The organism is Bradyrhizobium sp. Ken64 (genome assembly GCF_055807555.1).
In genome coordinates this window covers 50,406-74,677 of the sequence record NZ_JBVVPA010000020.1, presented here as the reverse complement: position 1 = coordinate 74,677, position 24,272 = coordinate 50,406, and the positions used below count along the sequence as shown (strand labels likewise).

Genomic DNA, 24,272 nt, shown 5'->3' with positions numbered 1-24,272 from the left:
TTGCTTCAGCATGATCTCTTCGGAAAACCGCTGCACACTTTGCGCTAACGCGGCCCTTCGGGTCCGGATCATGCTCTACCGCCTGCCCGACAGCCGCAGCACGAACACGAGCACTTCGGCGACGGCCTTGTAGAGGTCGGGCGGGATCTCCTCGCCGAGTTCGACCTTGGACAGCGCACCGGCCAAAATCTCGTTCTCCTCGATCGGAATGTCGTTGGCCTTGGCGATCTCGACGATCTTTTCGCCGATCGTGCCCTTGCCCTTGGCGACGACGACAGGCGCGTTGCTGCCCTTCTCGTAATGGAGCGCAATCGCAAGCTTCGACGGGTCGCTCATGTGGCCCGATCCAGGAAGTGGCCGGCGCGGGCCGTTGCGGGCTGTGGCGGGATGCCATCGCGGACCAGGATGTCGCCGGGCTTGAGCTCGGCCCTGATCAGGGCCTGGTTGAGCTCACCGATTCCGGCGCGAAGCTGCTGTGCGGTCGCCGGCCGCTCCGCCCACATCCGCACGAAGGTCTTCTCGCCGTTGAGTGTAATCAACGCGTGCACGGGGCCGGCCGGCTCGACGTTGAGTGTGAACCGCGCGCGCCAGGCGCGTTTGGTGGGATCGGCGGATTCATTGCCGCCGTCGCGTGATATCTCGAACTGCGCCATTGCCGTGCCCTGCGGCGTTGCGAACGGAATCTCGAAATTCCACTGCGGCACGGTCGGATCGATCCTGTGACCGCTGGCGTCGGTGCGATCAGGGAGCGAAGCAACCTGGAGCAAAGTCTGGCGCGCGATCGCGGCATCGGTGTCGTCGAGCAGGCGATGCACGGTCGCAGCGAGCGGTGTATCCGGTACGAGTGACGGCGAGGCAATGAATTGCGCCGACGGCAATGCGCCGCGAACCGGTGGTGGCGTTGCGCGCGCGGCAGCTTCGAAAACATGTCCGTCAGGCACGGCCTTGTTCGAGCCCGGCACATTCCCCGTCATGCGCGGCAGGTTTTGCGTGATCTCTTGCAGGAGGCTCGCGGCAAGGCCTGCTGTCATGGTCCGCGGCATCGCGGCCTGCGGCGCACCGCTAGCGATGTCCGCCAGCACAGAGGCCGCGAGATTGGCGCTGCGCGGCATTTGCGGCGGTTGTGCAATTTCGGGGTCGGTTGCCGGCAATGCGGCCTGTGCAGCCTGCGTCTGCACGGCAGCGACCTGCGGTGTCGTCACGGTACCAGCTGTAAGGGCGGCACCTTGCGCCTGTGGCGCGATCGGCTCGAGCGTCGTCAGCGCTTGGCGCAGCACCAGCAATGCCGCCTTCAGGTCCGGCATCGTGCCGGAGGACGGCGGCGCGCCCGCGGCGAGCGAGGCCTCGAGGAATAGGCCGGATTTCTGGAAGGCGGACTCGATGTGGCCGCCTTCGAGTCCGGTGTTGAGCGGCGTCTGCTGCGCCAGCACGCCCAGCATCGCCTGCTTCAGCCCCGCCGGAAGATCGCTGCCGGTGACGACCGCGGCCAGATTGGCGAACAGCGGCGCCTGGCTGCCCTGCTTTGTGACCGCCTCGGCCGAAGCTGCGGTAACGGCGACCTGCTCCGATGGCGTCAGCACGTTGCGTCCCGCGCTCGCCGACGGAGCAAGCGAGGGGCTGTCAACCAGCGAGGCGGCAGCCGGCGTCAGCGTGACCTGATCGGCGGCCGCCTCGCCTGCCCCGGCCATAACGGCGAGCCGGATGGTGCCGCCGTTCTGCGACACCGCAAGCTGGAGATTTTGTCCTGGTGTCAGCGCCACCTCGGACATCACATCCATCGAGAGGTTGGCGATCGCGATCCGCACCAAATTATCGGCGAGCACGCTGACGACTCTTGCGTCGACCACGCTGCCGGCCTGCAGCACAAGATCCGGCGTCGCTGCGTCAGCAACGGGGCTGGCAGCACTGACGGGAAGGATCGAGTTTATCGGCGTCGGCATCGCGAGGGGCCCAGGGAACGCTGGCCCCACCCTAAGGCCGCCCTCGTAAACCTCTCGTTAAGGACCTTCAGTCACGGACGGCTTCACCGCAGTCAAAACCGCCACGGCAGCCTCGAAATCCCGCAGGCGGGCGGCGCGGCGGCCGGCCGCCTCCTCGTCCACGCCCCACTTCTCGGCGTTCCAGTCCTCGTCGACATAAGCCGCTGCCCAGACCTGATTGGCATCGCGGACGCCATGGGCCAGCGCCAGCGCCAGCAGGGCCGAGCCGGTCAGGGTGGTGATCACGTGGAGGGCGGCGATCGACCAGGCATCCCCCGGCAGCGCCGCACGCGCGGCCTGGACGGCCTCCTCCGGCTGCGTCACATGCATGACGCCTTCGGACAGGATGAAATGCGCGCCCAGCGTCTCCGCGGCCCAGAACAGCACGGGGTCCCAATGCGCGGCCTCGCGGGCGACCAGCCCCTCTGGATGACCGGCGCGATAGAACAGCAGATCGGACTGGAGGTATTTTGCGAGGTCATCCGTGACGAGGTCGACGCGGTCGACGACGCCCTCGACCACGCTATTGGCGATCCGCGTCAACGGCATGGTCATGGGCTTGATCGTCTCGTTCTGATCCGCCCACTCGGCAGCCACTGCGTCGGCTAGCGCGCGCGATGGGATCACCACCTGGCGGCCGGACGGCGTGCGGATCGCCTTGCCGTCAAGCGTGATGGCAAAGCCGTCCTCAGCCTCGGTTACCCCCACCCCCTTGTAGAAGCGCTTGCGCAAAGGCACGCGCGCGGCCTGGCGGACTAACTCCTGCGGATCAAGCGGGGATCGCCCCGCAGCTTCATCGAACAATTCGCGCATCTTGTTTTCGGCCCTGATCACTCAATGCTAGGCTTGTAAGGTAAGAGCGGCGACCGATAAAGCGAGCGGCAGGTATGAGGGAACTTGCGGGCATTGTGGCTCTTCTCGCCGGGGTTTGGCCGGCCGCGGCGCAGGCCGGCTTTCGGAGTCCGGAATCGGTGGTCCGCAACGTCTATGCTCATTACGGCCAGGGCGCGCCGGAGCTCTCAAAAGGCCTGCCGCGGGATGCCGCCACCGCCCGGCAATTCTTCGACCCCTCCTTGCGCAAGGTGTGGTCCGCGCCGCGGGTCGCGCCCTACGATTTCCTGGTGCAGAGCCCGAGCTGGAAGCTCGGCCCCGTCGCGATCGCGGTCATTCGCAGGCAATACGACAAGACCTATGTCGCGGCGAATTTCGACAACCGCAGCCGGCCGGTGACCTTAAATTTCATCCTGGTCAGCGGGCCCGAGGGCTGGTTGATCACGGATGTCGAGAGCCCGCACGATAGCCTGCGTATGTTTCTGGAGCAGTTTCGGAATTGAGGGTGTGGCTGGGGGCTACGGCCCCACCCACCGCTGTCATGCCCCGGCTTGACCGGGGCATCCAGTACGCTGCGGCTTCTCCGTATCCATTACCGCCTCTGGAATACTGGATCGCCCGATCAAGTCGGGCGATGACAGCGGAGAATGTGGCTAGCCGCGCGCCTTACTGGTTCGCGCCTCTACTTACTCCTCCGGCGCGTTCTCGATCGGATCAAACCGGCTCGCATCGAGCCCGAGCAGGTTCCATGACTGCTGCATGTGCTGCGGCAATGGCGCGGTGGCGTCGATCACGCCGCCGCGGGGATGCGGGATGACGATGCGGCGCGCGAGCAGATGCAGCCGGTTTTGCAGGCCGCCCGGCAGTTGCCAGTTCTCGATGTTGAAATATTTGGGATCGCCGACGATGGGGTGGCCGATATGTTCCATGTGGGCGCGCAGCTGGTGGGTGCGCCCGGTCACCGGCTTCAGCGACACCCAGGTCAGCTTGTTGCCGGCGGTTTCGACCACCGCATAGTACGTGACCGCGTGGCTTGCGCCCTCGTCGCCATGCTGGGCGATGCGCATGATGGTGTCGTCCTCGCTCTCCTCCTTGGCAAGGAAGGTCGAGATGCGGCCCTGCTTCGGCTTCGGTAGCCCCGGCACCAGCGCCCAATATGTCTTTCGCGCCGACCGCGAACGGAACGCGCCGGTCAGATGCGAGGCGGCAAAGCGGGTCTTGGCGACCACGAGACACCCCGACGTCTCCCTGTCGATGCGGTGCACGAGGCGCGGCTTCTGGCCCTTGGAATCGCGCATCACCTCCAGCATCTGGTCGATGTGTCGCGTCATGCCCGAGCCGCCCTGCACGGCAAGTCCGGCCGGCTTGTTCAGCACGAGAACGTCGTCGTCCTCGTAAATCGTCATCTCCTTCAGCGCGGCAAGCGTCTTTTGCGCCGCCTCCGACTGCGGGTTGGGTGCCTTCGGCGTGTCGAGCTTCAGCGGCGGAATGCGGACGCTCTGGCCCTCCTCCAGGCGGTCCTTGCTGTCGACGCGCTTGCCGTCGACGCGCAGCTCGCCTTTACGAACGACGCGCTGGATATGGGAGAACGACAGGCCGGGAAAGTGCGCTTCGAGGAAGCGGTCGACGCGCATGTTGTTCTCGTCGGCCGTTACCTTGACGGTCTGCACCTTGGTCGGCAGCAATGCCTCGACCGGCTTTGCCGGTGCAGCCTTTTCCGGTTCGGCTTTGGGCGCGCGCCGCTCGACGCGCTCGCTCGCAAAGCGCGGCGGCTTCGCGCCCGGCTTGCCGCCCGGCCGCAGCCCAGCAGGCTTCGCGCTACGCGCCTTGAACGGGCGCGCCTCCTTGCGTTCATCGCGCTCGCGAGGTTTTGGGTTCATTCTCTTGATGCGGCGGCTCATGCGGTTTTTCCAAGCTTTCGTGTCGACTGCACCGTCGCGCGGCGCGGCAGCGACGCAACCTGCGCCCCCACCTCTTCTTCCGCGAGGCGCAGCTCATATTGCTGTTGCAGGTTCATCCAGAACTGGGGGCTGGTGTCGAACCAGTGACCAAGACGCAACGCCGTATCGGCCGTGATGCCCCGCTGCCCATTGATGATGCCGGTGATCCGGTTCACGGGTACATCGATCTGGCGCGCGAGTTCTGCGGCGGGGATGCCGAGCTGTCGCAGTTCTCCGGCAAGGTGTTCGCCGGGATGTATGGGCGTGCGGGGCATGGCGATTTCTTGGCCGGATTAGCGTGAGTTACGCGTTACGTAAACCGTAAATCGAACCCTACAGCAAGCCCGAAAGGGTTAGGCCCCACCCCGCTCCTTCCGCAACTTGGCCCAATAATCCAGCCGCTTCCTGATCTCCCGCTCGAACCCGCGGTCGGGCGGGTCGTAGAAGGTCTGGCGGCCCAGGGCTTCCGGGAAGTAATCCTGGCCGGAGAAGGCGTCGGGGGCGTCGTGGTCGTATTCGTAAGATGCGCCGTAGCCTTCCGACTTCATCAGCTTGGTCGGCGAGTTGAGGATGTGTTTCGGCGGCAGCAGCGAGCCGGCCTGCTTTGCGGCCTGCATCGCCTTGCCGAAGGCAGTGTAGACGGCGTTCGATTTCGGCGCGGTAGCGAGATAGACCACAGCCTGCGCGATCGCGAGCTCGCCCTCGGGATGGCCGAGAAAGTCGAAGGCGTCCTTGGCCGCGTTGGCAATGACCAGCGCCTGCGGATCGGCAAGCCCGATATCCTCGACCGCCATGCGCACGACGCGGCGGGCCAGAAACAGCGGGTCCTCGCCGGCATCGAGCATGCGCGCGAGATAATACAGCGCGGCGTCGGGATCGGAGCCCCGCACCGACTTATGCAGCGCCGAGATCAAATTGTAATGGCCGTCGGCCGACTTGTCGTATATGGGCGCGCGGCGCTGCAAAATCTCCTGCAACTGCGCGGCGTCGAAAATCTCGTCCTTGCGCGCGGCGCGCCAGACTTCCTCGACGAGCGTCAGCGACGCGCGGCCGTCGCCATCGGCCATGCGCACCAGCACGGCGCGCGCTTCCTCGTCGAGCGGTAGCTTGCGGCCCTCGACCTCCTCGGCATGCGCAAACAGCTTTTCGATCGCGGCCGCGTCGAGCGAGCGAAACACCAGCACGCGCGCCCGGGACAGAAGCGCCGCGTTGAGCTCGAAGGACGGGTTTTCGGTGGTAGCGCCGACCATCACCACCGTGCCGTCTTCCATGACGGGCAGAAACGAATCTTGCTGGGCGCGGTTGAAGCGATGCACCTCGTCGACGAATAGCAGCGTGCCCTTGCCCATCTCGCGGCGTGCACGCGCGGCCTCAAAGGCCTTCTTCAAATCGGCGACCCCTGAGAACACCGCGGAGATCTGCTCGAAATGCAGATCGGTGGCGTCCGCAAGCAGCCGCGCGACCGTGGTCTTGCCCGTGCCGGGCGGGCCCCAGAACACCAGCGAGCCTAGCGTGCGCGTCTCCAGCATGCGCGTCAGCGCGCCGTCGGGACCCAGGATGTGATCCTGGCCGACGACCTCCGAGAGCGCCCGCGGTCGCAGCCGATCCGGCAGCGGATGCGGAGCCTCGTGATCGAGCCCCGCCGCGGCGAAGAGGGTTGGCATCTCCTGTGGTCGCTTCGGACTCATCCGCCCAGCGTGACGTTGATCTGCTGGCCGCCGCGCACCAGCGTGATGCGCCAGATGCGCTGGCGCTCGGCCGCCGCCTTTTCGAGATCGCTGGTCTTGCTGATCTTTTGGTTGTTGACCGCCAGGATGACGTCGCCCTTCTGGAAGCCGACATTCGCGGCCGCACTGTCGCCGCCGAGATCGGTGACCACGACGCCTTCCGTATCGGCGTCCAGATGCAGCTCGTCGGCGAGCGCCGGGGTGATGGTCGAGACCTTCGCGCCTTGGAGCGGCGAGCGCGCGGTGATGACGAGCTCGTTGCGGCCGGCATCGGGCGCGGCGTCCAGTGCCACCGTCAGCTTGACCGGCTTGCCGCCGCGCTGCACGTCGATCTGCGCCGTGCCGCCGAGCGGCCGCGTGGCGAAACGATAGTCGAAGGCGTTGGGATCATCCACGGTCTGGCCGTCGATCGAGACGATCAGGTCGGAGGATTTCAGCCCGGCCTTGGCCGCCGGCCCGTTCGGAACGACGCTTGCGACCAGCGCACCGGTCGGCGAACGCAGGCCGAGACTCTCGGCGATCTCCGGCGTCACCGCCTGCAACTTCGCACCGAGCCAGGGCCGCTTCACCGCCTTGCCGCCGCCCTTGGCGGAGGCGACGACGACGCGCACCATGTTGGCGGGGATCGCGAAGCCGATGCCCTGCGAGCCGCCGGAGCGCGAATAGATCGCGGTGTTGATGCCCGCGAGCCTGCCGTTCATGTCGACCAACGCGCCGCCGGAATTGCCGGGATTGATCGCCGCGTCGGTCTGGATGAAAAACTGGTAGTCGGTGATACCGACCTGCGTACGCGCCAAGGCCGAGATGATGCCGTGGGTCACGGTCTGGCCGACGCCGAAGGGATTGCCGATCGCCATCACGACGTCGCCGACCATCAGCTCGTCCGAATTGGTGAATTCGAGAGCCGGAAACTTCTCCTTGGTGTCCTTCAGACGCAGCACCGCGAGATCGCTGCGAGAGTCCTTCAGCACGATCTCGGCCTCGAACTCACGCTTGTCCGACAGCGACACCTTGACCTGGTCGGCGCCTTCGATGACATGGACGTTGGTGACGACGAGCCCGGACGCATCGACGATCACGCCCGAACCAAGCGAGCGCTGCACCTGCTCCTGCTGCTGGCCGGGCACGCCGAAGAAGCGGCGGAAGATCGGGTCGTCGAGCAGCGGGTTGCGGTTCTGCACCACCTTGGCGGCATAGACGTTGACAACCGCCGGCTGCACCCGCTGCACGATCGGCGCATAGGACAACCGCAGTTCGGCGGGCGAGGACGGCACACGGCGGTCCTGCGCGGCGGCCGGATTGAAGTTGGCCGAAAAGGCCATGCACAGTGCCGTGACAACGGCGGTCCAGGTCGATCGAAACATTCCTACCTCTTGGAAAAGACGCCGGAATATAGGCGCGTTCGCCCCCCAATAGAAGGGCGCCCGGCGGCATATTCGCCCCCCTTTTTGGTGTGTCCGGCCTGCAAGCTCTGCGTGCGAAATAGCAATTTGCCGGGGCTGTGGATTGGCATGATGTGCGTCATCTTGCATGGTGGTGCAAGGCGGATTCGGTTGCGGCGAATTTACACCAGTGGGAACCGCGCAACCGGGCCGCGCCGTCGCGGGGCAGTCATCGATCGATCCTAGGCTCTCCGCCAGTGACTTGGGGAAGTTCGTCAAACGAAGGAGTCATGACGTGAGAAGGACAGGGATTGCAGCCACCGCGATTGGTCTCGCCGGCGCACTGGCAGCCTCGCAGGCCCAGGCCCAATCGGCCAGCAGCAGCGACCAGGAGATCGCGCTCCTGAAGCAGCAGTTGAAGATGCTGGAGCAGAAACTCGACAAGCTCCAGAGCCAGACCGCCGCGAATACCGCGGCCACGGCGAAGGCCAGGCTTGAGGCGAAGGCGGAGGCGAAAGCCGAAGCGCGTTCCGAGGCGAAGGCCGTGGTCGCCAACGCCAACGCGGCGATCCCGCTCAAGGGACCGGCGCCCGCCTCCGGCGTCGTCGTGACGATGCCGAATAACCGGCCGACCATCTGCACCGCCGATGGGGCAAACTGCGTCGGGATCACAGGCCGCGTGCATTGGGATGTCGGCGGCTATGACTATCGGCCCAACACGGCGGCGACCGCGCCGCAAAAGCTCGACAGCGGCGAGAACGTCCGCCGCGCGCGCATCGGTCTCGCCGGCAAGTTCTTCAACGACTGGAATTTCGCGCTGATCTACGACTTCGGCGGCTCCTCCGACGGGTTTGGCGGCGCAGCTCCGGGTTCGCTGCCCGGCGGCGGCGTCTCCGGCATCGAGAACGCCTATCTCAGCTATACCGGCCTGAAACCGTTCGGCGGCAAGATGGCCATCGAAGGCGGCATCATGGACCTGCCCTACACTCTCGATGAGGCCACGAGCTCCAACGACATCATGTTCATGGAGCGCGCTTCGGCCGGCGTCGTCGCCACCAGCATCGCCGCGGGCGACTTCCGTTCGGCGATCGGCACGCGCTGGTACAACGACCAGCTCTGGATCGGCGGCTATGTCACGGGACCCTCGACCGGCGCGATCCATTCGGCGTCGAGCGCAGCACCGAACGGTGCCTCCGAGCAGTATGGCGCCGTCGCCCGCGTTGCCGGCCAGGTCGTCAGCGGCAAGGATTACTCGCTGCATCTTGGCGGAAACGCCGAATGGCTGATCCAGCCGTCGCGCAACATGGTGACGGGTGCGCAGGCGGTCACGCTCAGCGAGCGTCCGGAACTGCGCATCGATCCCACGGCGCTGGCTACGACCGGCGCAATCGCCAATGCCTCCGGCGCGCAGGTCTACAGCGTCGAAGCGGCCGCCACCTATGGGCCGTTGATCCTGCAAGGCGAGTATTTCTGGTACAACATCGATCGCAGCGCCAATACCGGCCTGCCGCCGCTGGGTGCGCCGAGCCGCAAGTTCCAGGGCGGCTACGCGCAGGCCGGCTACGTGCTGACGGGCGAGGGTCGGAGCTACAATGCGGCGAATGCGGCCTATGGCGGCGTCAAGCCAGCGCACCCGTTCTCGCTCGAGGGCGGCGGCTGGGGCGCATGGGAAATCGCAGGACGCTTCTCCACGATCGACCTCAACGATCAGCTCGGGACCGCCACCGGCATCGCGGGCGGCCGGCAGACCGTCTACACGGCAGCGCTGAACTGGTACGTCAACGGCAACGTCCGTTTCATGCTGGACTATTTGCATGGCACGGTGTCGAGGCAGGCCTCGCCGATTTCGACCGCCGATGTCGGCTCGAAGTTCGATGCGGTCGCGATGCGGACGCAGTTCGCGTTCTAATTCTCGCTTGTCGTCCCGGGGGCGCGAAAACGCGAACCCGGGACCCAGCATCTGCAATGCTATCCGAGGAGACAAGCCATGAAGGCCGTCGGCTACAAGAAGTCGCTTCCGATCGAGGATCAGGACGCGCTGTTCGATTTCGAGACAGCCAAGCCCGAACCAAAGGGCCGCGACATCCGCGTCGCCGTGAAGGCGATCTCGGCCAATCCGGTCGATTACAAGGTGCGCAAGCGAGCCGCTCCGCCCGAGGGCGAGACGAAGATTTTGGGCTATGACGCGGCCGGCGTCGTCGACGCCGTTGGGCCCGACGTCACGCTGTTCAAGCCAGGCGACGAGGTGTTCTATGCCGGTTCGATCCTGCGCCAGGGTACCAATTCCGAATTCCATCTGGTCGACGAGCGCATCGTCGGCAACAAGCCGAAGAGCCTGTCGTTCGCGCAAGCCGCCGCCCTTCCCCTCACCTCCATCACCGCCTGGGAGCTGTTGTTCGACCGGCTTGGTGCAGTGCCCGGCAAGAGTGTCGATCCGCGTACCCTCTTGATCACCGGCGGCGCCGGCGGCGTTGGCTCGATCCTGATCCAGCTCGCCCGCCGTCTCACCGGGCTGACGGTGCTCGCGACCGCGACGCGGCCGGAGTCGCAAAAATGGTGCCTCGATCTCGGCGCGCATGCGGTGATCGACCACGGCCAACCGATGAAGGAGCAGATCGAGAAGCTCAAGCTGCCGCCCGTCGCGCTGGTGGCGAGCCTCACCTTCACCGACCAGCACTACAAGAGCATCGCCGATTTGATGGCGCCGCAGGGAAAGTTCGGCCTGATCGACGATCCCCCGGAGTTCACCATGAGCACGTTCAAGGGCAAGGCGATCTCGGTGCACTGGGAATCGATGTTCACGCGCTCTTCGTTCCAGACCGCCGACATGATCGCGCAGCATCATCTGCTCAACGATGTCGCCGACCTCATCGACAAGGGCGTGCTGCGCACCACGCTCGACCAGACCTTTGGCACGATCAACGCGGCCAATCTCAAGCGCGCGCACGCGCTGCTCGAGAGCGGCAAGTCGCGCGGCAAGATCGTGCTGGAGGGGTGGTAGGTCTTAGCTCGAAGCGGGCGCCGCATTCGTCTCAGGCGGGCGCGTGGCCCGCTTGATAAAGCCCTTGGCGAGCGCGTGGTAGATCCCTTCCTCGCAGATCAGCCGTGAGGTGGCGTGTGCAATCAGGGCGGCGGCCATCAACGGCACCACCATGGCGTGGTTGTCGGTCATCTCGGTCACGATGACGAAAGCGGTGATCGGCGCCTGCACCACACCGGCAAAATAGGAGACCATGCCGAGCAACATGATCGCACCGAGCGGAGCGTCGTGGAAGAAGGACGCGATATTGCTGCCGAGGCCGGCTCCAACGGCGAGTGACGGCGAAAAAATTCCGCCGGGTATGCCGCTGATTGCCGCGAAGGTGGTGGCGAGAAGCTTGAGGATGCCGAAGTCCTGCGGCAGCGGTGCGCCCTGCTCCAGGGCCGTCTTTACCTGCTGGTAGCCCGTGCCATAGATCGTATCGCCGGAGACGAGGCCGCAGATCGCGACCGCCAATCCGCACGCGAGCGCAAACCACAACGGGTGGCGCTTGACCGTACGCCCGAGCGGATGGGCGAAGCCGCGCGCCATCACGATGACGATACGGCTGAAGATGCCGCCAGCCAAACCGCCGACCACGCCGCACACCGGCACCGCCAGCCAGTCGGTGCCGCGGGCAAGAGACGTCGCACTGCTGCCGAAATAGGCGTAATTGCCCATCAGCGCGAGCGAGGTCAGGCCGGCCGCGATCACCGCCGCAATGATGAGGCTGCTGGTACGCGTCTCGAAAGCCCGGCTCATCTCCTCGATACCGAAGACGATCCCCGCCAGGGGCGTGTTGAAGGCGGCCGCGACGCCGGCGGCCGCGCCGGCCAGGATCAATCCGGGCTGGCGGCGTGGCGAGACGCGTCCAAGCGCAAACATGATGGAAGCGCCGACTTGAACGCTCGGTCCTTCCCGGCCGACGGAGCCACCGCACAGCAGACCGAACAAGGTGAGGATCACCTTCCCGATCGCGATTCGGATCGAGACCAGGCTCTCGCGCGCCGTCTGGTCGGTCAGATGCCGTGCGGCGATCGCCTGAGGAATGCCGCTGCCCTGTGCGTTCGGGAACAGCCGGGTGGTCAGAAAGGCCGAGAGCATGAAGCCGAGAGGTGTCAGTGCGAGCACGGCGTAGCGCGACTTGGCCAGCAGCAGCGTAAAGGCGTACTGGGCGAGATCAGCGAGTTGGGCCAGCGCCACCGCCGCGGCGCCTACCCCGATCCCACCAAGCACGAAGATTGCTCGCCGCTGCCATCGCGCGGATGTCAGCCTGAACAGGCGTTTATGGCGGGTCGACAGGGGCCAGAGCATGAGCCGGAGTTTTAGCCTGTCAGGTCCCGAATTGAAGGGGGCTATCGAGCAGACCAGCTAGACTGGAACCACGCCCTCGACGAACAGTAACCGCCGCTCCAGCGCCGTCTGCCGCAGCTTCAGCGCCTCCGCATATTCCGGGGACGCGTACCATTCGCGCGCGCATTCCATTGAGGGAAACTCCACGATGATGATGGTCTTGGGCGGCGGGCCGCCCTCCACCACTTCAGCGGCACCGCCGCGCGCGAGGTAGCGGCCGCCATATCGCGCGATGGTTGCTGCGGCCAGCGCGCGATAGGCCTCCATCGCGGCCCGATCGCGCGCCTCGACCTCCGAGATCACATAGGCCGGCATGAGCGGTCCTTTGTCTTGAGCATGATCTTTTCGGAAAACCGCGTCACACTTTTCCGGATCATGCTCAGGCAATCGTATTGACGATGCCGCCTTCCGCGCGCAGCGCCGCACCGTTGGTCGCGGAGGCTTCCTTGGAAGCCGCATAAACCACCATGTTGGCGATCTCGTCGACGCTGGCGAAGCGCTGGAGCAGCGAGCTTGGGCGATGCTGCTTGACGAAATTGGCCGCAGCCTCATCGACCGACTGACCGTTCTGCTTGGCGAGATCCTTCACGAACGTCTCGACGCCCTCCGACATCGTCGGGCCCGGCAGCACGGAATTGACGGTGACGCCGGTGCCGCGGGTGAGCTGCGCCAGGCCGCGTGCGACCGAGAGCTGGGCCGTCTTGCTCATTCCATAGTGGATCATCTCCACGGGAATGTTGAGTCCGGACTCCGACGAGATGAAGACGATTCGGCCCCAGTTGCGCTTGAGCATGCCCTTCATGTACGCGCGAGAGAGACGCACGCCGCTCATGACGTTGACCTCGAAGAAGCGGCTCCAGTCCTCGTCCGGAATGTCGAAAAAGTCTTTCGGCTCGAAGATGCCGGCATTGTTGATGAGGATGTCGACATCTGGCAGCGCCGCGGCCAGCGCCATGCAGCCCGCAGCGGTCGACACATCGGCGGCGATGCCGCGGACCTTGGCCCCCGCCCCTTCCAGCCTGCGTACGGCCGCATCGACCTTGTCCTGGCCGCGTCCGTTAATCACGACGCTCGCACCCGAGCCGGCAAGGCCTTTTGCAATAGCGTGGCCGATTCCGGCGGTCGAGCCGGTCACGAGGGCGGTCTTTCCGGAAAGGTCGATGTTCATGCGTGATCTCCGTTGATGCTGGCGGAGATATTGGGCGCTACCGGCACGATAACAATCGCCACTCACTGACGCGTGAGGAGCGGGACGCAACCAACGAGGACGGCCAATAAAAAAGTGGCGCCCGAAGGCGCCGCTTTCTGAAAACTCTCTGCCGGTCGGCTTACGCCGCCTCGGCTTCCTTTTCCTGCACCGGGCCGGAGTCCTGACCCTTGGCATCGACGTCGCGGTCGACGAACTCGATCACGGCCATCGGCGCATTGTCGCCGTAGCGGAAGCCCGCCTTGATGATGCGGGTGTAGCCACCCTGGCGATCCTTGTAGCGGGGCGCCAATACGTCGAACAGCTTCCTGACCTGATCCTTGTCGCGCATCTCGGAGATGGCCTGGCGACGCATGGACAGGCCGCCCTTCTTGCCGAGGGTGATCAGCTTCTCGACGATCGGACGCAATTCCTTCGCCTTCGGCAGCGTGGTGACGATCTGCTCGTGCTTGATCAGCGCGGCGCACATGTTTGCGAACATCGCGCGGCGATGCTCGGCGGTGCGGTTGAGCTTGCGATGAACCTTGCCGTGACGCATTTTTTGATTCCTTGAATTTCAGTCGTCGCGACGGTTCGTCGGACCAGTTGCTCAGGTGGGCTGCCTGCGTTCGCCCGCTAAGGCGCGATGAATTCGCGCCTCAGCCTGTTGTCATTCGGATCAGTAGTGATCCTCGAAGCGCTTGGCGAGCTCGTCGATGTTCTCCGGCGGCCAGCCCGGCACTTCCATGCCGAGGTGCAGACCCATCTGGGCCAGCACTTCCTTGATCTCATTGAGCGACTTGCGGCCGAAGTTCGGAGTGCGGAGCATTTCCGCTTCGCTCTTCTGCACGAGGTCGCCGATGTAGACGATGTTGTCGTTCTTCAAGCAGTTGGCCGAACGCACGGAGAGCTCGAGCTCGTCCACCTTCTTGAGGAAGGCCGGGTTGAAGGCGAGGTCCGGGATGATCTCCTGGGCGACTTCCTTGCGCGGCTCTTCGAAGTTGACGAACACATTGAGCTGATCCTGCAGGATGCGCGCGGCGTAGGCCACGGAATCATCCGGCGTCAGCGCGCCGTTGGTCTCGATCGTCATGGTCAGCTTGTCGTAGTCGAGGATCTGGCCCTCGCGGGTGTTCTCGACCTTGTAGGAGACCTTGCGGACCGGCGAGTACAGGCTGTCAACCGGGATCAGACCGATCGGCGCGTCCTCGGGGCGGTTGCGCTCGGCGGGCACGTAGCCCTTGCCGGTTGCGACCGTGAACTCCATGCGGATCTCGGCGCCCTCGTCGAGCGTGCAGATCTGCAGGTCGGGATTGAGCACGACGACATCGCCCACGGTCTGGATGTCGCCGGCGGTGACGACGCCCGGGCCGGACTTCTTGACGACCATGCGCTTGGGGCCTTCGCCCTGCATCTTGATCGAGATGTCCTTGATGTTGAGCACGATGTCGGTGACGTCCTCACGGACGCCCGCGATCGAGGAGAACTCGTGCAGCACGCCGTCGATGTGCACCGACTGCACCGCGGCGCCCTGGAGCGAGGACAGCAGGATGCGGCGCAGCGCGTTGCCGAGCGTCTGGCCGAAGCCGCGCTCGAGCGGCTCGGCGACGATGGTCGCGAAACGGGTCGGATCGCTGCCGGGCTGTACCTGCAGCTTGTTCGGCCGAATCAGTTCTTGCCAATTTTTCTGGATCGTCACTGTTTCACCCATACAGGCCAGTCAGACTGCTGTCGCAGGCACTGGCGTTGGAGAAAGGCCGCAGATCATTTCCACGGCTTTGCAAAAAGTCATCGCGGGCGCCAATGCGCCCGCAATCTGGTATCAAACGCGCCGACGCTTGCGGGGACGGCAACCGTTGTGCGGGATCGTGGTCACGTCGCGGATCGAGGTGACGGTGAAGCCCGCGGCCTGAAGCGCGCGGAGCGCCGATTCGCGGCCCGAACCGGGACCGGCGACTTCGACTTCCAGCGTGCGCATGCCGTGCTCCTGCGCCTTCTTCGACACGTCCTCGGCGGCGACCTGTGCGGCATAGGGGGTCGACTTGCGCGAGCCCTTGAAGCCCATCGTGCCGGCGGAGGACCATGCAATCGTGTTGCCCTGCGCGTCGGTGATGGTGATGGTCGTGTTGTTGAACGACGAGTTCACATGCGCGACGCCGGAGGCGATGTTCTTGCGCTCACGACGACGAACGCGGGTGGCTTCCTTGCCCATAGACTACCTTTCCTGAAGATCTCAACGCCGCCGTAATGCCAGCGGCTACACCTGTGGAACGAAAGGCGCGTGGCGAACGGGTCATCCCCGGGTCGCCACACGCCGTGATTGGATGCGAAAACTTACTTCTTCTTGCCGGCGATGGCCTTGGCCGGACCCTTGCGCGTGCGCGCATTGGTGTGGGTACGCTGGCCACGTACCGGCAGGCCGCGACGATGGCGCAGGCCGCGGTAGCAGCCGAGGTCCATCAGACGCTTGATGTTGATGCCGACCTCACGACGCAAATCGCCCTCGACGAGATAGTCGCGGTCGATCACTTCGCGGATCTGAAGCACTTCGGCGTCGCTGAGCTGATTGACCCGACGATCGTCTGGGATCTTGACCTTCTCCATGATCTCACCGGCGATCTTCTGGCCGATGCCATGGATGTACTGGAGCGCGATCAGCACGCGCTTGTTGGTCGGGATGTTCACGCCGGCAATACGGGCCACGGCCTTCTCTCCTGTCGCCGATCCCTCGTCAGGAATCGCGCTTTAAGTGCTTGGTTTCTCGGGCAGGTGTTCACAAACGCGAACACGACGCCCACCCCTGGTCTTCCTGGGGCCCGGCATCGTTTGAAACTATCCGACTTGGATGCGGGGCTTATTAGGGGATTCAGGGGGCTTTCGTCAACCGCTGCTAGCGCTTAGCTCGCTTTTTCGTGACCTTTTTTGCGGCCTTTTTGGCACCTTTTTTGACGGCCTTCTTGGCGGTCTTTTTGGCTGCCTTCTTCTTCCCCGCCTTCTTGACGACTTTCTTGACGATTCTCTTGCCTGCCTTCTTGGCCGCCTTCTTGGATTTGGCAGCCTTTTTGGCAGCTTTCGCGGGCCTTTTGACCGATTTTTTTGCCGTCTTGGCCTTTTTAGCCGGGGCCGCCTTGGTCGCGCTCCGGGCGCGGGACTTGCCATGAGTCTTGGGCTCGACCGCCCCGAGCGCCAGGAGCTGGCGATGGATGGCGCGGGTGACCTCGTCGATGGCCATCATGCCGTCGATAGTCGAGAGCTTCCGCCGCTCGGAATAGTAGTGAATCAGCGGTTCCGTCTGGTTGCGGTAGCTGGCTAACCGCTTGGTCAGGACCTCCGGGGTGTCGTCGAGCCGGACCTCCTCCCCGCGCTCGCGCATCTGGGCGACGCGGGTCTCGACACGGTTCAGGAGCGCACTCTCGTTGACGCGGAGCTCGATCACGGCGTCGAGCTTGAGGTGCTTGTGCTTGAGCAGCTCATCCAGCGCCTCGGCCTGCGGCACGGTCCGCGGGAAACCGTCGAGGATGAAACCGTTTTTGGCATCCGGCTGATCGATCCGATCGGAGATGATTCCCACCACGACATCGTCCGGCACGAGACCGCCGCTGGCCATGATCTCCTTGGCCTTGAGACCGACCGGCGTTCCGGCCGCCACCGCTGCACGCAACATCTCGCCGGTCGAGAGCTGGACGATGCCATAGCGCTGCACCAGTAGCTGCGCCTGGGTGCCCTTGCCCGATCCCGGTGGCCCCAGAAGTATAATTCTCATCGGCGTACGCCCCCCGATTGGTGCGCGATACGTCGCGCACCTGTGCTTTGAAGTCCAGTTACAGTGCAAATCATAATCAGCGCCGCACCGCTACCCATATCATAGGGGAGCAAATGGCCGGACGCCAAGAAGCCTTTCAGATCAGTGCTTGGAGATCAGTGCTTGCACGACAGTAAGAGCGGCTCTGCCGAGGCGACCGAATGCCAGCTCGCCGTCCGCGCGTTGCACGCGCGGCGAATCGGCAGCGCAATTGCGCCGCCCGAGAGGACGCCGCGCTTAACGGCGGCGGCCGCGCAGCTTCGACTTCCGGATCAGACCTTCGTACTGATGCGCCAGGAGATAACCCTGCACCTGCGCCACCGTGTCCATGGTGACGCTGACGACGATCAGCAGCGAAGTACCGCCAAAGTAGAACGGTACCGACGCGTAGGAGATCAGGATTTCCGGGATCAAGCAGACGATCGCCAGATAGACCGCGCCGAGCACGGTGATCCGCGACAGCACGTAGTCGATATATTCCGCGGTACGCTCGCCCGGACGGATACCCGGAATGAACCCGCCGTGCTTCTTCAGGTTGTCCGCAGTCTCGGTCGGATTGAACACGATCGCGGTGTAGAAGAAGGCGAAGAACACGATCAGCGCCAGATACATGATCAGGAACAGCGGACGGCCGTGGCCGAGCTGGGTGTTGATCCACTGGAACCATTCCGGCCCGCTGCCCGCGTTGAAGTTCGCAACCGTGGTCGGCAGCAGCAGCAACGAAGACGCGAAGATCGGCGGGATCACGCCCGAGGTGTTGAGCTTGAGCGGCAGATGCGAGGACTGCCCCTCGAACATCTTGTTGCCGACCTGGCGCTTCGGATACTGGATCAAGAGCCGGCGCTGGGCGCGCTCCACGAACACGATGAAGGCGATCACGGCCACCGCCATAATGATGACGACCAGAATCAGGCCGGTCGACATCGCACCCTGACGGCCGAGCTCGAGCATGTTGGCGAGCGCCGCAGGCAACTCGGCGACGATGCCGGAGAGAATGATCAGGGAAATGCCGTTGCCGATGCCGCGCGAGGTGATCTGCTCGCCTAGCCACATCAGGAACATGGTGCCGCCGGTCAGCGTGATCGCCGTAGACAGGCGGAAGAACATGCCGGGGTCGCTGACGACGTTGCCGGCGCCTTCGAGGCCCACCGCGATGCCGTAGGACTGGAACGCGGCCAGGATCACCGTGAGATAGCGGGTGTACTGGTTCAGCAGCTTGCGGCCAGACTCGCCTTCCTTCTTCAACGCCTCGAGCTGCGGCGAGACGGTGGTCAGGAGCTGGATGATGATGGAGGCCGAGATGTACGGCATAATGTTCAGCGCAAAGATCGCCATGCGGTGAATGCCGCCGCCGGCGAACATGTTGAACATGCCGAGGATGCCGCCCGCCTGGGAGCGGAACACCTGCTCCCAGATGTTGGGATCGATGCCGGGCAGCGGGATGTAGGTCCCGAGCCGATAAACGAGCAGCGCACCCAAGGTGAACCAGATGCGCTTCTTCAGTTCGTCGGCCTTGGCAAACGCACCGAAATTGAGATTGGCTGCCAGTTGTTCCGCTGCAGAGGCCATCTTGGACTTTCTCCCGCCGCTTATTGCGCCGTCATGCCCGCGGCCGGGCTACATTATACCGGACACCGGACATTATCTGGGGCTACGGCTTCGATAAGTCCATCGTCCCGCATGCGTAAAGGCCCGCGAGCTGCGGGCAGATGACGCAGTTGTTACGCCGCCTCGCCTTCTTCCTTGGCAGGCGCGAGGATCTTCACCGAGCCGCCGGCCTTCTCGACTGCCGCGATCGCGGTCTTCGAGGCGCCGTGCACTTCGATGTTGAGCTTGGCCTTGAACTCGCCGCGGCCGAGCAGCCGCAGGCCGCCCTTGGCGCGGCGCAGCACGCCGGCCTTGACCAGGGATTCGACGTTCACGACGCTGCCGGCGTCGATCTTCTTGGCATCCACCGCGTCCTGGAGCCGGTCGAGATTGATCTCGGCGAACTCGATGCGGAAGATGTTGTTGAAGCCGCGCTTGGGCAGACGGCGATGCAAGGGCATCTGGCCGCCTTCGAAACCCTTGATGCGCACGCCCGAACGCGCGGTCTGGCCCTTGCCACCGCGGCCGGCCTGCTTGCCCTTGCCCGAACCAATGCCGCGGCCGACGCGCATACGCTTCTTGCGCGAGCCGGCATTGTCGGCGATATCGCTGAGCTTCATCGCCCTGCTCCTTGTTTCTTGCGCATGACCTTCACCGAAAACGGGTCCCGCTTCGGGATCGTGCGCCTTTGCTTACTTCTCGTCGACGATGCGAACGAGATGGTGAACCTTCAAGATCATGCCGCGGACCGCCGGGGTGTCCGGCAGTTCGCTGGTGCGGCCGATCTTGTTGAGCTTGAGCCCGATCAGCGTCGAGCGCTGCGAGTGATGGCGGCGGATCGCGCTACCGGTCTGCTCGATCTTGATCGTCTTTGCGGTCGTAACGGCACTCTTGGCCATGGGCGTCTACTCCGAAAAGCTTCCGTTATTCGGCAACCGCCTCGGCGTCGCCACCGATACGGCGGGACTGGAGGGTGGACACCTTGATGTTGCGGCGGGCAGCGACCGAGCGCGGCGAATCCTGATGCTTCAGCGCATCGAAGGTCGCGCGAACCATGTTGTACGGGTTCGACGAGCCGATCGACTTCGCAACCACGTCCTGTACGCCGAGCGTCTCGAACACGGCGCGCATCGGACCGCCGGCGATGATGCCGGTACCGGCCGGAGCTGCGCGCAGATAAACACGGCCCGCGCCATGACGGCCGGCGATGTCGTGGTGCAGCGTGCGGCCCTCGCGCAACGACACGCGGGTCAGGTTGCGCTTGGCGGATTCGGTTGCCTTGCGGATCGCCTCGGGCACTTCGCGCGCCTTGCCGTGACCGAAGCCGGCGCGGCCCTTCTGGTCGCCGATCACGACCAGCGCTGCGAAACCGAAGCGCTTGCCGCCCTTGACGACCTTGGCGACGCGATTGATGTGGACGAGCTTGTCGACGAACTCGCTGTCGCGCTCTTCCCTCCGTTCACGTCCGCCGCCGCGTTGATCGCGTCCACCACGTTGTTCGCGTTCTGCCATGGTTTTTCCAGTCCTTCAGAGGCTTACGCCTCAATCCTCAAATTCTGTTAGAAGCTCAGCCCGCTCTCACGCGCCGCGTCGGCAAGAGCCTTGACGCGCCCGTGATAGAGATAGCTGCCGCGATCGAACACGACTTCCTTGACACCCTTCTCGGCGGCGCGCTCGGCCAGCAGCTTGCCGACCGCCTTCGCCGCATCGATGTCGGCGCCGGTCTTGCCGCCATCGCGCATCGACTTCTCGAGCGACGAGGCAGAGGCCAGCGTCTCGCCCTTCAGGTCGTCGATGACCTGGGCGTAGATGTGCTTGGACGAGCGGAACACCGACAGGCGCGGACGGCCGCCACCCGAGCGGCGCAGCTTCAGACGTACACTGCGCTTGCGCCGGGCATTCGTAACCTTGGCTTTCGACATGACCGGCTCCGTTACTTCTTCTTGCCTTCCTTGCGGAAGATGAATTCGCCAACATACTTCACGCCCTTGCCCTTGTAAGGCTCCGGCGGACGATAGGAGCGAATCTCGGCGGCGACCTGGCCGACGCGCTGGATGTCGCTGCCGGTCACCGTGATCTCGGTCGGCTTCGGCACGGTGATCGTGATCCCTTCCGGGATCGCGTAGACCACATCGTGGCTGTAGCCGAGTGCGAGCTGCAGGTTCTTGCCCTGCAGCGCAGCGCGGTAACCGACGCCGGTGATTTCGAGCTTCTTCTCGAAACCCTTGGTGACGCCTTCGACCAGATTCGCGACCTGGGCGCGAGCGGTCCCGTACAGGGCCCGCGCGCGGTTGGTCTCGACCCGGGGGTTCACCTTGACCTGGCCGTTGTCGAGCTTCACCTCGACGTCGCTATGGACGACGAACTGAAGCTGGCCCTTCGGCCCCTTCATCTTGACGGTCTGCCCGTCGACGGTCGCGGTCACACCCGACGGCACCGCTACCGGCCTTTTGCCAACACGTGACATGGATCAAAAATCCTTCTCAGAACACCGTGAAGAGAACTTCGCCGCCCACGTTCGCTTCACGCGCACTGTGGTCAGCCATGATTCCCTTCGGCGTCGACAACACCGAAATGCCGAGTCCGTTATTGACCCGCGGCAGGTTCTTCACCGAGGCGTAAACGCGACGCCCGGGCTTGGAGACACGCTCGATCTCGCGGATAACGGGCTCGCCGTCGAAATACTTCAGCTCGATCTCGATCTCGCTGCGGCCCGAGGAGTGCTCGAGCGTGGCGTAACCGCGGATGTAGCCTTCGCTCTTCAGCACCTCGAGCACGTTCTCGCGCATCTTCGAGCCAGGCGTGGAGACCTTGTTCTTGGAGCGCATCTGCGCGTTGCGGATGCGGGTGATCAGATCGCTGATTGGATCGTGCGTAGACATCTAAACGACCCTCCTTACCAGCTGGACTTCACGAGGCCCGGGACCATGCCCTTGGAGCCAAGGTCCCGCATTGCGATGCGGGACAGTTTGGTCAAGCGATAGTTCGAGCGCGAACGGCCCGACAGCTCGCAACGCAGACGGATGCGGGTCGCCGAGGAGTTGCGCGGCATTTCCGCCAGCTTCAGGGTCGCGGCGAACCGCTCCTCCATCGGCAACGTCTTGTCGGCGATGATCGCCTTCAACCGCTCGCGCTTCGGGGCGGCGTTCTTCGTCATCCGCTTGCGCCGGTTGTTCTTCTCGATTGAACTCTTCTTTGCCATGCTTGGCTCCTGGGTATCCGCGTTTGAGAGGCTTTAGGTCAGCGTCTCACTGCCGGAACGGGAAATTGAAAGCGGTCAACAAGGCCCTCGCCTCGTCGTCGGTCTTGGCCGTGGTGCAGACGGTGATGTCCATGCCGCGGGATTCCGTGACCTTGTCGAAGTCGATCTCGGGGAAAATGATGTGTTCCTTGAGGCCGAGCGAGTAGTTGCCGCGGCCGTCGAAGCTCTTCGGGTTCAAGCCGCGGAAGTCGCGGACGCGCGGCAGCGCGACCGTCACAAGGCGATCGATGAACTCGTACATGCGGGCCTTGCGCAGCGTGACCTTGCAGCCGATCGGCTGGTTCTCACGCAACTTGAAGGTCGCGATCGCGACGCGCGAATAGGTCACGATCGCCTTCTGGCCGGCGATCTGGGTCAATTCCGCAGCGGCGTTCTCGGCCTTCTTGCGGTCGTTGACGGAATCGCCAACGCCCATGTTCAGCACGACCTTGTCCAGGCGCGGAACCTGCATGACGTTCTCATAACCGAACTTCTCGGTCATTTCCGTCCGGATCTTCGCGTCGTATTCCGCGCGCAGGCGCGGTGTGTAAGCGGCCTCAGCCATCGATCTCAGCTCCCGAGCTCTTGGCGATGCGGACCTTCTTGCCGTCCGCCAGAATCTTGAATCCGACGCGGGTCGGCTTCCCGTCCTTGCCGACATACGCGATGTTGGACAGTTGGATCGGCGACTCTTTCGAGATGATGCCGCCCTCCTGCGCCTGCGTCTGCTTCTGGTGACGCTTGACCATGTTGATACCGCGCACCAGCGCCGTACCGGCGTCGGGACGCACTTCGAACACCTCGCCGGTGCGGCCCTTGTCGCGGCCGGTCAGCACGACGACCTTGTCGCCCTTGCGGATCTTCGCAGCCATCACAGCACCTCCGGCGCGAGCGAGATGATCTTCATGTGGTTCTTGGCGCGCAGCTCGCGCGGCACGGGCCCGAAGATACGGGTACCGACCGGCTCGGACTGATTGTTGATCAGAACGGCGGCGTTGCGGTCGAAGCGGATGACCGAACCGTCGGCGCGGCGGATGTCCTTGCGGACGCGCACCACGACGGCCTTCATCACGTCGCCCTTCTTCACCTTGCCACGCGGAATCGCTTCCTTGATCGAGACAACGATGATGTCGCCGATCGTGGCGTAGCGGCGCTTGGAGCCCCCGAGCACCTTGATACACATGACACGGCGTGCGCCAGAATTATCGGCCACGTCGAGGTTGGTCTGCATCTGAATCATTGATGCACCTCGTCCTCTTCTCTTTGCGCCAGCCCAGCCGGCGCTCAACATTTACCTGAAGTCAGTCGGCTAAAGCCAACAGATCAGGCGCTTTTCTTGTGTTCGCCCCGGATCACGATCCAGCGCTTCAACTTCGAAATCGGCTTCGATTCCTCGATCCACACCATGTCGCCCGGCTTGAACTCGTTGCTCTCGTCGTGCGCGTGGTAGTTCTTCGAACGGCGGATCGTCTTCTTGTAGATCGGGTGCGTAAAGCGGCGATCGACGCGCACCACGATGGTCTTGGCTTGCTTGTCGCTGACGACCACGCCCTGCAAAGTACGTTTCGGCATCTTCGTAAGCCTCTTACTTCTTCTTCGCGCGCGTCTGCGCGGCGACGGTCTTGATCCGGGCGATGTCACGGCGGGCCTCGCGCAGGCGCGAGGTGTTCTCGAGCTGCCCGGTGGCGCGCTGGAAGCGCAGGTTAAAGCGCTCCTTCTTCAGGTTCAGGATGGCGTCATCCTGCTGATCGGGGCTCAACGCGCGGATGTCTTCGATTTTCATCTGGGCCATGGCCATTACTCCGCAATACGCTCGACGAAGCGCGTCTTGATCGGCAGCTTGGCTGCCGCCAGGGTCAGCGCTTCACGCGCCGTCTGGGTGTTGACGCCGTCGATCTCGAACAGCACCCGGCCCGGCTTGACGCGCGCGACCCACAATTCCGGTGCGCCCTTGCCGGAGCCCATGCGGACTTCGGCAGGCTTCTTCGACACGGGAACGTCGGGGAATATGCGGATCCAGACGCGGCCGGCGCGCTTCATGTGGCGGGTCAGCGCGCGGCGAGCGGCTTCGATCTGGCGCGCGGTGACGCGCTCAGGCTCGGTCGCCTTCAGACCAAATTGGCCGAACGCCAACGTCGCGCCCGAAGACGCAACGCCGTGGATACGGCCCTTATGCGCCTTCCGGAACTTCGTTTTCTTAGGTTGCATCATGGCTTCAAGCCCTC

General features: G+C 64.2%; 32 protein-coding genes. 3 read left to right on the top strand and 29 right to left on the bottom strand.

Going from position 1 to position 24,272, the window contains the following annotated elements:
• Positions 1 to 75 precede the first annotated feature (75 nt).
• Genes AC0L2F_RS27970 through AC0L2F_RS27960 form a run of 3 tightly spaced genes read right to left on the bottom strand, consistent with a single transcriptional unit; the run spans position 76 to position 2,792 of the window.
• Entirely contained in the window at positions 76 to 336 is a 261-nt protein-coding gene (locus tag AC0L2F_RS27970; RefSeq protein ID WP_007603059.1) for an EscU/YscU/HrcU family type III secretion system export apparatus switch protein, read from the bottom strand.
• A complete protein-coding gene (gene fliK, locus AC0L2F_RS27965; RefSeq protein WP_473250625.1) occupies positions 333 to 1,940 on the bottom strand; it encodes a flagellar hook-length control protein FliK in 1,608 nt (535 codons plus the stop codon). The genes AC0L2F_RS27970 and fliK overlap by 4 nt, the downstream gene beginning before the upstream one ends.
• A gap of 57 nt (positions 1,941 to 1,997) precedes the next feature.
• Complete coding sequence (locus AC0L2F_RS27960) at positions 1,998 to 2,792, bottom strand: ATP12 family chaperone protein (RefSeq protein WP_473250624.1); 795 nt, start codon at positions 2,790 to 2,792, stop codon at positions 1,998 to 2,000.
• A 74-nt stretch (positions 2,793 to 2,866) separates the two neighbouring features.
• Here AC0L2F_RS27960 and AC0L2F_RS27955 point away from each other — a divergent pair, with 74 nt between their 5' ends.
• A complete protein-coding gene (locus tag AC0L2F_RS27955; protein ID WP_473250623.1) occupies positions 2,867 to 3,313 on the top strand; it encodes a hypothetical protein in 447 nt (148 codons plus the stop codon).
• A 183-nt stretch (positions 3,314 to 3,496) separates the two neighbouring features.
• Here the strand turns inward: AC0L2F_RS27955 and AC0L2F_RS27950 are convergent, their stop codons facing one another.
• The 4 genes from AC0L2F_RS27950 to AC0L2F_RS27935 all read right to left on the bottom strand — a co-directional run bounded on the left by AC0L2F_RS27950 (position 3,497) and on the right by AC0L2F_RS27935 (position 7,841).
• Entirely contained in the window at positions 3,497 to 4,711 is a 1,215-nt protein-coding gene (locus tag AC0L2F_RS27950; protein ID WP_473250622.1) for an RluA family pseudouridine synthase, read from the bottom strand.
• Positions 4,708 to 5,025 carry a HigA family addiction module antitoxin gene (locus AC0L2F_RS27945; RefSeq protein ID WP_473250621.1) on the bottom strand — a complete coding sequence of 106 codons (318 nt, stop codon included), beginning with the start codon at positions 5,023 to 5,025 and terminating at the stop codon, positions 4,708 to 4,710. Before AC0L2F_RS27945 ends, AC0L2F_RS27950 begins: the two co-directional genes overlap by 4 nt.
• Before the next feature lie 78 nt (positions 5,026 to 5,103).
• Positions 5,104 to 6,438 (bottom strand): replication-associated recombination protein A, encoded by a 1,335-nt coding sequence (locus AC0L2F_RS27940; protein WP_473250620.1) that lies wholly within the window; start codon positions 6,436 to 6,438, stop codon positions 5,104 to 5,106.
• Entirely contained in the window at positions 6,435 to 7,841 is a 1,407-nt protein-coding gene (locus AC0L2F_RS27935) for a DegQ family serine endoprotease (RefSeq protein ID WP_007611585.1), read from the bottom strand. Before AC0L2F_RS27935 ends, AC0L2F_RS27940 begins: the two co-directional genes overlap by 4 nt.
• A gap of 313 nt (positions 7,842 to 8,154) precedes the next feature.
• On the opposite strand from AC0L2F_RS27935, the gene AC0L2F_RS27930 reads away from it, so the two are divergent.
• The gene (locus AC0L2F_RS27930) at positions 8,155 to 9,768 is read left to right on the top strand and encodes an OprO/OprP family phosphate-selective porin (protein ID WP_473250619.1); all 1,614 of its coding nucleotides are present in this window, start codon (positions 8,155 to 8,157) and stop codon (positions 9,766 to 9,768) included.
• Between the two features lie 78 nt (positions 9,769 to 9,846).
• On the top strand, positions 9,847 to 10,860 hold the full coding sequence (locus AC0L2F_RS27925) for a zinc-binding alcohol dehydrogenase family protein (RefSeq protein ID WP_473250618.1): 1,014 nt from the start codon (positions 9,847 to 9,849) through the stop codon (positions 10,858 to 10,860).
• Positions 10,861 to 10,863: 3 nt separating this feature from the next.
• Here AC0L2F_RS27925 and AC0L2F_RS27920 read toward each other — a convergent pair whose 3' ends face one another.
• From AC0L2F_RS27920 to rplP, 22 genes are all read right to left on the bottom strand, one after another.
• The gene (locus AC0L2F_RS27920; RefSeq protein WP_473250617.1) at positions 10,864 to 12,192 is read right to left on the bottom strand and encodes a chloride channel protein; all 1,329 of its coding nucleotides are present in this window, start codon (positions 12,190 to 12,192) and stop codon (positions 10,864 to 10,866) included.
• Positions 12,193 to 12,249: 57 nt separating this feature from the next.
• The gene (locus tag AC0L2F_RS27915) at positions 12,250 to 12,546 is read right to left on the bottom strand and encodes a DUF1330 domain-containing protein (RefSeq protein ID WP_473250616.1); all 297 of its coding nucleotides are present in this window, start codon (positions 12,544 to 12,546) and stop codon (positions 12,250 to 12,252) included.
• A gap of 64 nt (positions 12,547 to 12,610) precedes the next feature.
• The gene (locus tag AC0L2F_RS27910) at positions 12,611 to 13,399 is read right to left on the bottom strand and encodes an SDR family NAD(P)-dependent oxidoreductase (RefSeq protein WP_473250615.1); all 789 of its coding nucleotides are present in this window, start codon (positions 13,397 to 13,399) and stop codon (positions 12,611 to 12,613) included.
• Between the two features lie 160 nt (positions 13,400 to 13,559).
• Positions 13,560 to 13,976: a 50S ribosomal protein L17 gene (rplQ, locus tag AC0L2F_RS27905; RefSeq protein WP_063995936.1), complete on the bottom strand. Its 417-nt coding sequence runs from the start codon at positions 13,974 to 13,976 to the stop codon at positions 13,560 to 13,562.
• A gap of 120 nt (positions 13,977 to 14,096) precedes the next feature.
• Positions 14,097 to 15,128, bottom strand: a complete 1,032-nt coding sequence (locus AC0L2F_RS27900; protein ID WP_007603046.1) for a DNA-directed RNA polymerase subunit alpha — start codon at positions 15,126 to 15,128, stop codon at positions 14,097 to 14,099.
• A gap of 111 nt (positions 15,129 to 15,239) precedes the next feature.
• Positions 15,240 to 15,629, bottom strand: a complete 390-nt coding sequence (gene rpsK / locus AC0L2F_RS27895) for a 30S ribosomal protein S11 (protein ID WP_007603045.1) — start codon at positions 15,627 to 15,629, stop codon at positions 15,240 to 15,242.
• A gap of 122 nt (positions 15,630 to 15,751) precedes the next feature.
• Positions 15,752 to 16,120, bottom strand: a complete 369-nt coding sequence (gene rpsM / locus AC0L2F_RS27890) for a 30S ribosomal protein S13 (RefSeq protein WP_007611599.1) — start codon at positions 16,118 to 16,120, stop codon at positions 15,752 to 15,754.
• A gap of 187 nt (positions 16,121 to 16,307) precedes the next feature.
• Complete coding sequence (locus AC0L2F_RS27885; RefSeq protein WP_473250614.1) at positions 16,308 to 17,180, bottom strand: adenylate kinase; 873 nt, start codon at positions 17,178 to 17,180, stop codon at positions 16,308 to 16,310.
• 276 nt (positions 17,181 to 17,456) lie between these two features.
• Entirely contained in the window at positions 17,457 to 18,788 is a 1,332-nt protein-coding gene (gene secY / locus AC0L2F_RS27880; RefSeq protein WP_007611601.1) for a preprotein translocase subunit SecY, read from the bottom strand.
• Positions 18,789 to 18,940: 152 nt separating this feature from the next.
• A complete protein-coding gene (gene rplO, locus AC0L2F_RS27875; RefSeq protein WP_007611602.1) occupies positions 18,941 to 19,426 on the bottom strand; it encodes a 50S ribosomal protein L15 in 486 nt (161 codons plus the stop codon).
• A gap of 72 nt (positions 19,427 to 19,498) precedes the next feature.
• Positions 19,499 to 19,705, bottom strand: a complete 207-nt coding sequence (gene rpmD, locus AC0L2F_RS27870; protein ID WP_007603038.1) for a 50S ribosomal protein L30 — start codon at positions 19,703 to 19,705, stop codon at positions 19,499 to 19,501.
• A gap of 25 nt (positions 19,706 to 19,730) precedes the next feature.
• Positions 19,731 to 20,318: a 30S ribosomal protein S5 gene (rpsE, locus tag AC0L2F_RS27865; RefSeq protein ID WP_007603037.1), complete on the bottom strand. Its 588-nt coding sequence runs from the start codon at positions 20,316 to 20,318 to the stop codon at positions 19,731 to 19,733.
• Between the two features lie 47 nt (positions 20,319 to 20,365).
• A complete protein-coding gene (gene rplR / locus AC0L2F_RS27860; protein WP_007603036.1) occupies positions 20,366 to 20,728 on the bottom strand; it encodes a 50S ribosomal protein L18 in 363 nt (120 codons plus the stop codon).
• Positions 20,729 to 20,739: 11 nt separating this feature from the next.
• A complete protein-coding gene (gene rplF / locus AC0L2F_RS27855; RefSeq protein WP_007611603.1) occupies positions 20,740 to 21,273 on the bottom strand; it encodes a 50S ribosomal protein L6 in 534 nt (177 codons plus the stop codon).
• Between the two features lie 16 nt (positions 21,274 to 21,289).
• Positions 21,290 to 21,688 carry a 30S ribosomal protein S8 gene (gene rpsH / locus AC0L2F_RS27850; protein ID WP_007603034.1) on the bottom strand — a complete coding sequence of 133 codons (399 nt, stop codon included), beginning with the start codon at positions 21,686 to 21,688 and terminating at the stop codon, positions 21,290 to 21,292.
• 14 nt (positions 21,689 to 21,702) lie between these two features.
• Positions 21,703 to 22,008: a 30S ribosomal protein S14 gene (rpsN, locus tag AC0L2F_RS27845; RefSeq protein WP_007611604.1), complete on the bottom strand. Its 306-nt coding sequence runs from the start codon at positions 22,006 to 22,008 to the stop codon at positions 21,703 to 21,705.
• A gap of 46 nt (positions 22,009 to 22,054) precedes the next feature.
• The gene (rplE, locus tag AC0L2F_RS27840; RefSeq protein WP_007611607.1) at positions 22,055 to 22,612 is read right to left on the bottom strand and encodes a 50S ribosomal protein L5; all 558 of its coding nucleotides are present in this window, start codon (positions 22,610 to 22,612) and stop codon (positions 22,055 to 22,057) included.
• Positions 22,605 to 22,919 carry a 50S ribosomal protein L24 gene (gene rplX / locus AC0L2F_RS27835; RefSeq protein WP_007603031.1) on the bottom strand — a complete coding sequence of 105 codons (315 nt, stop codon included), beginning with the start codon at positions 22,917 to 22,919 and terminating at the stop codon, positions 22,605 to 22,607. Before rplX ends, rplE begins: the two co-directional genes overlap by 8 nt.
• Entirely contained in the window at positions 22,919 to 23,287 is a 369-nt protein-coding gene (rplN, locus tag AC0L2F_RS27830; protein ID WP_007603030.1) for a 50S ribosomal protein L14, read from the bottom strand. The genes rplX and rplN overlap by 1 nt, the downstream gene beginning before the upstream one ends.
• Before the next feature lie 83 nt (positions 23,288 to 23,370).
• Positions 23,371 to 23,619 (bottom strand): 30S ribosomal protein S17, encoded by a 249-nt coding sequence (gene rpsQ / locus AC0L2F_RS27825; protein WP_473250613.1) that lies wholly within the window; start codon positions 23,617 to 23,619, stop codon positions 23,371 to 23,373.
• A 13-nt stretch (positions 23,620 to 23,632) separates the two neighbouring features.
• Positions 23,633 to 23,839: a 50S ribosomal protein L29 gene (gene rpmC / locus AC0L2F_RS27820; protein ID WP_007603026.1), complete on the bottom strand. Its 207-nt coding sequence runs from the start codon at positions 23,837 to 23,839 to the stop codon at positions 23,633 to 23,635.
• Positions 23,840 to 23,844: 5 nt separating this feature from the next.
• On the bottom strand, positions 23,845 to 24,258 hold the full coding sequence (gene rplP, locus AC0L2F_RS27815; RefSeq protein WP_007603024.1) for a 50S ribosomal protein L16: 414 nt from the start codon (positions 24,256 to 24,258) through the stop codon (positions 23,845 to 23,847).
• Between the last annotated feature and the right edge of the window lie 14 nt (positions 24,259 to 24,272).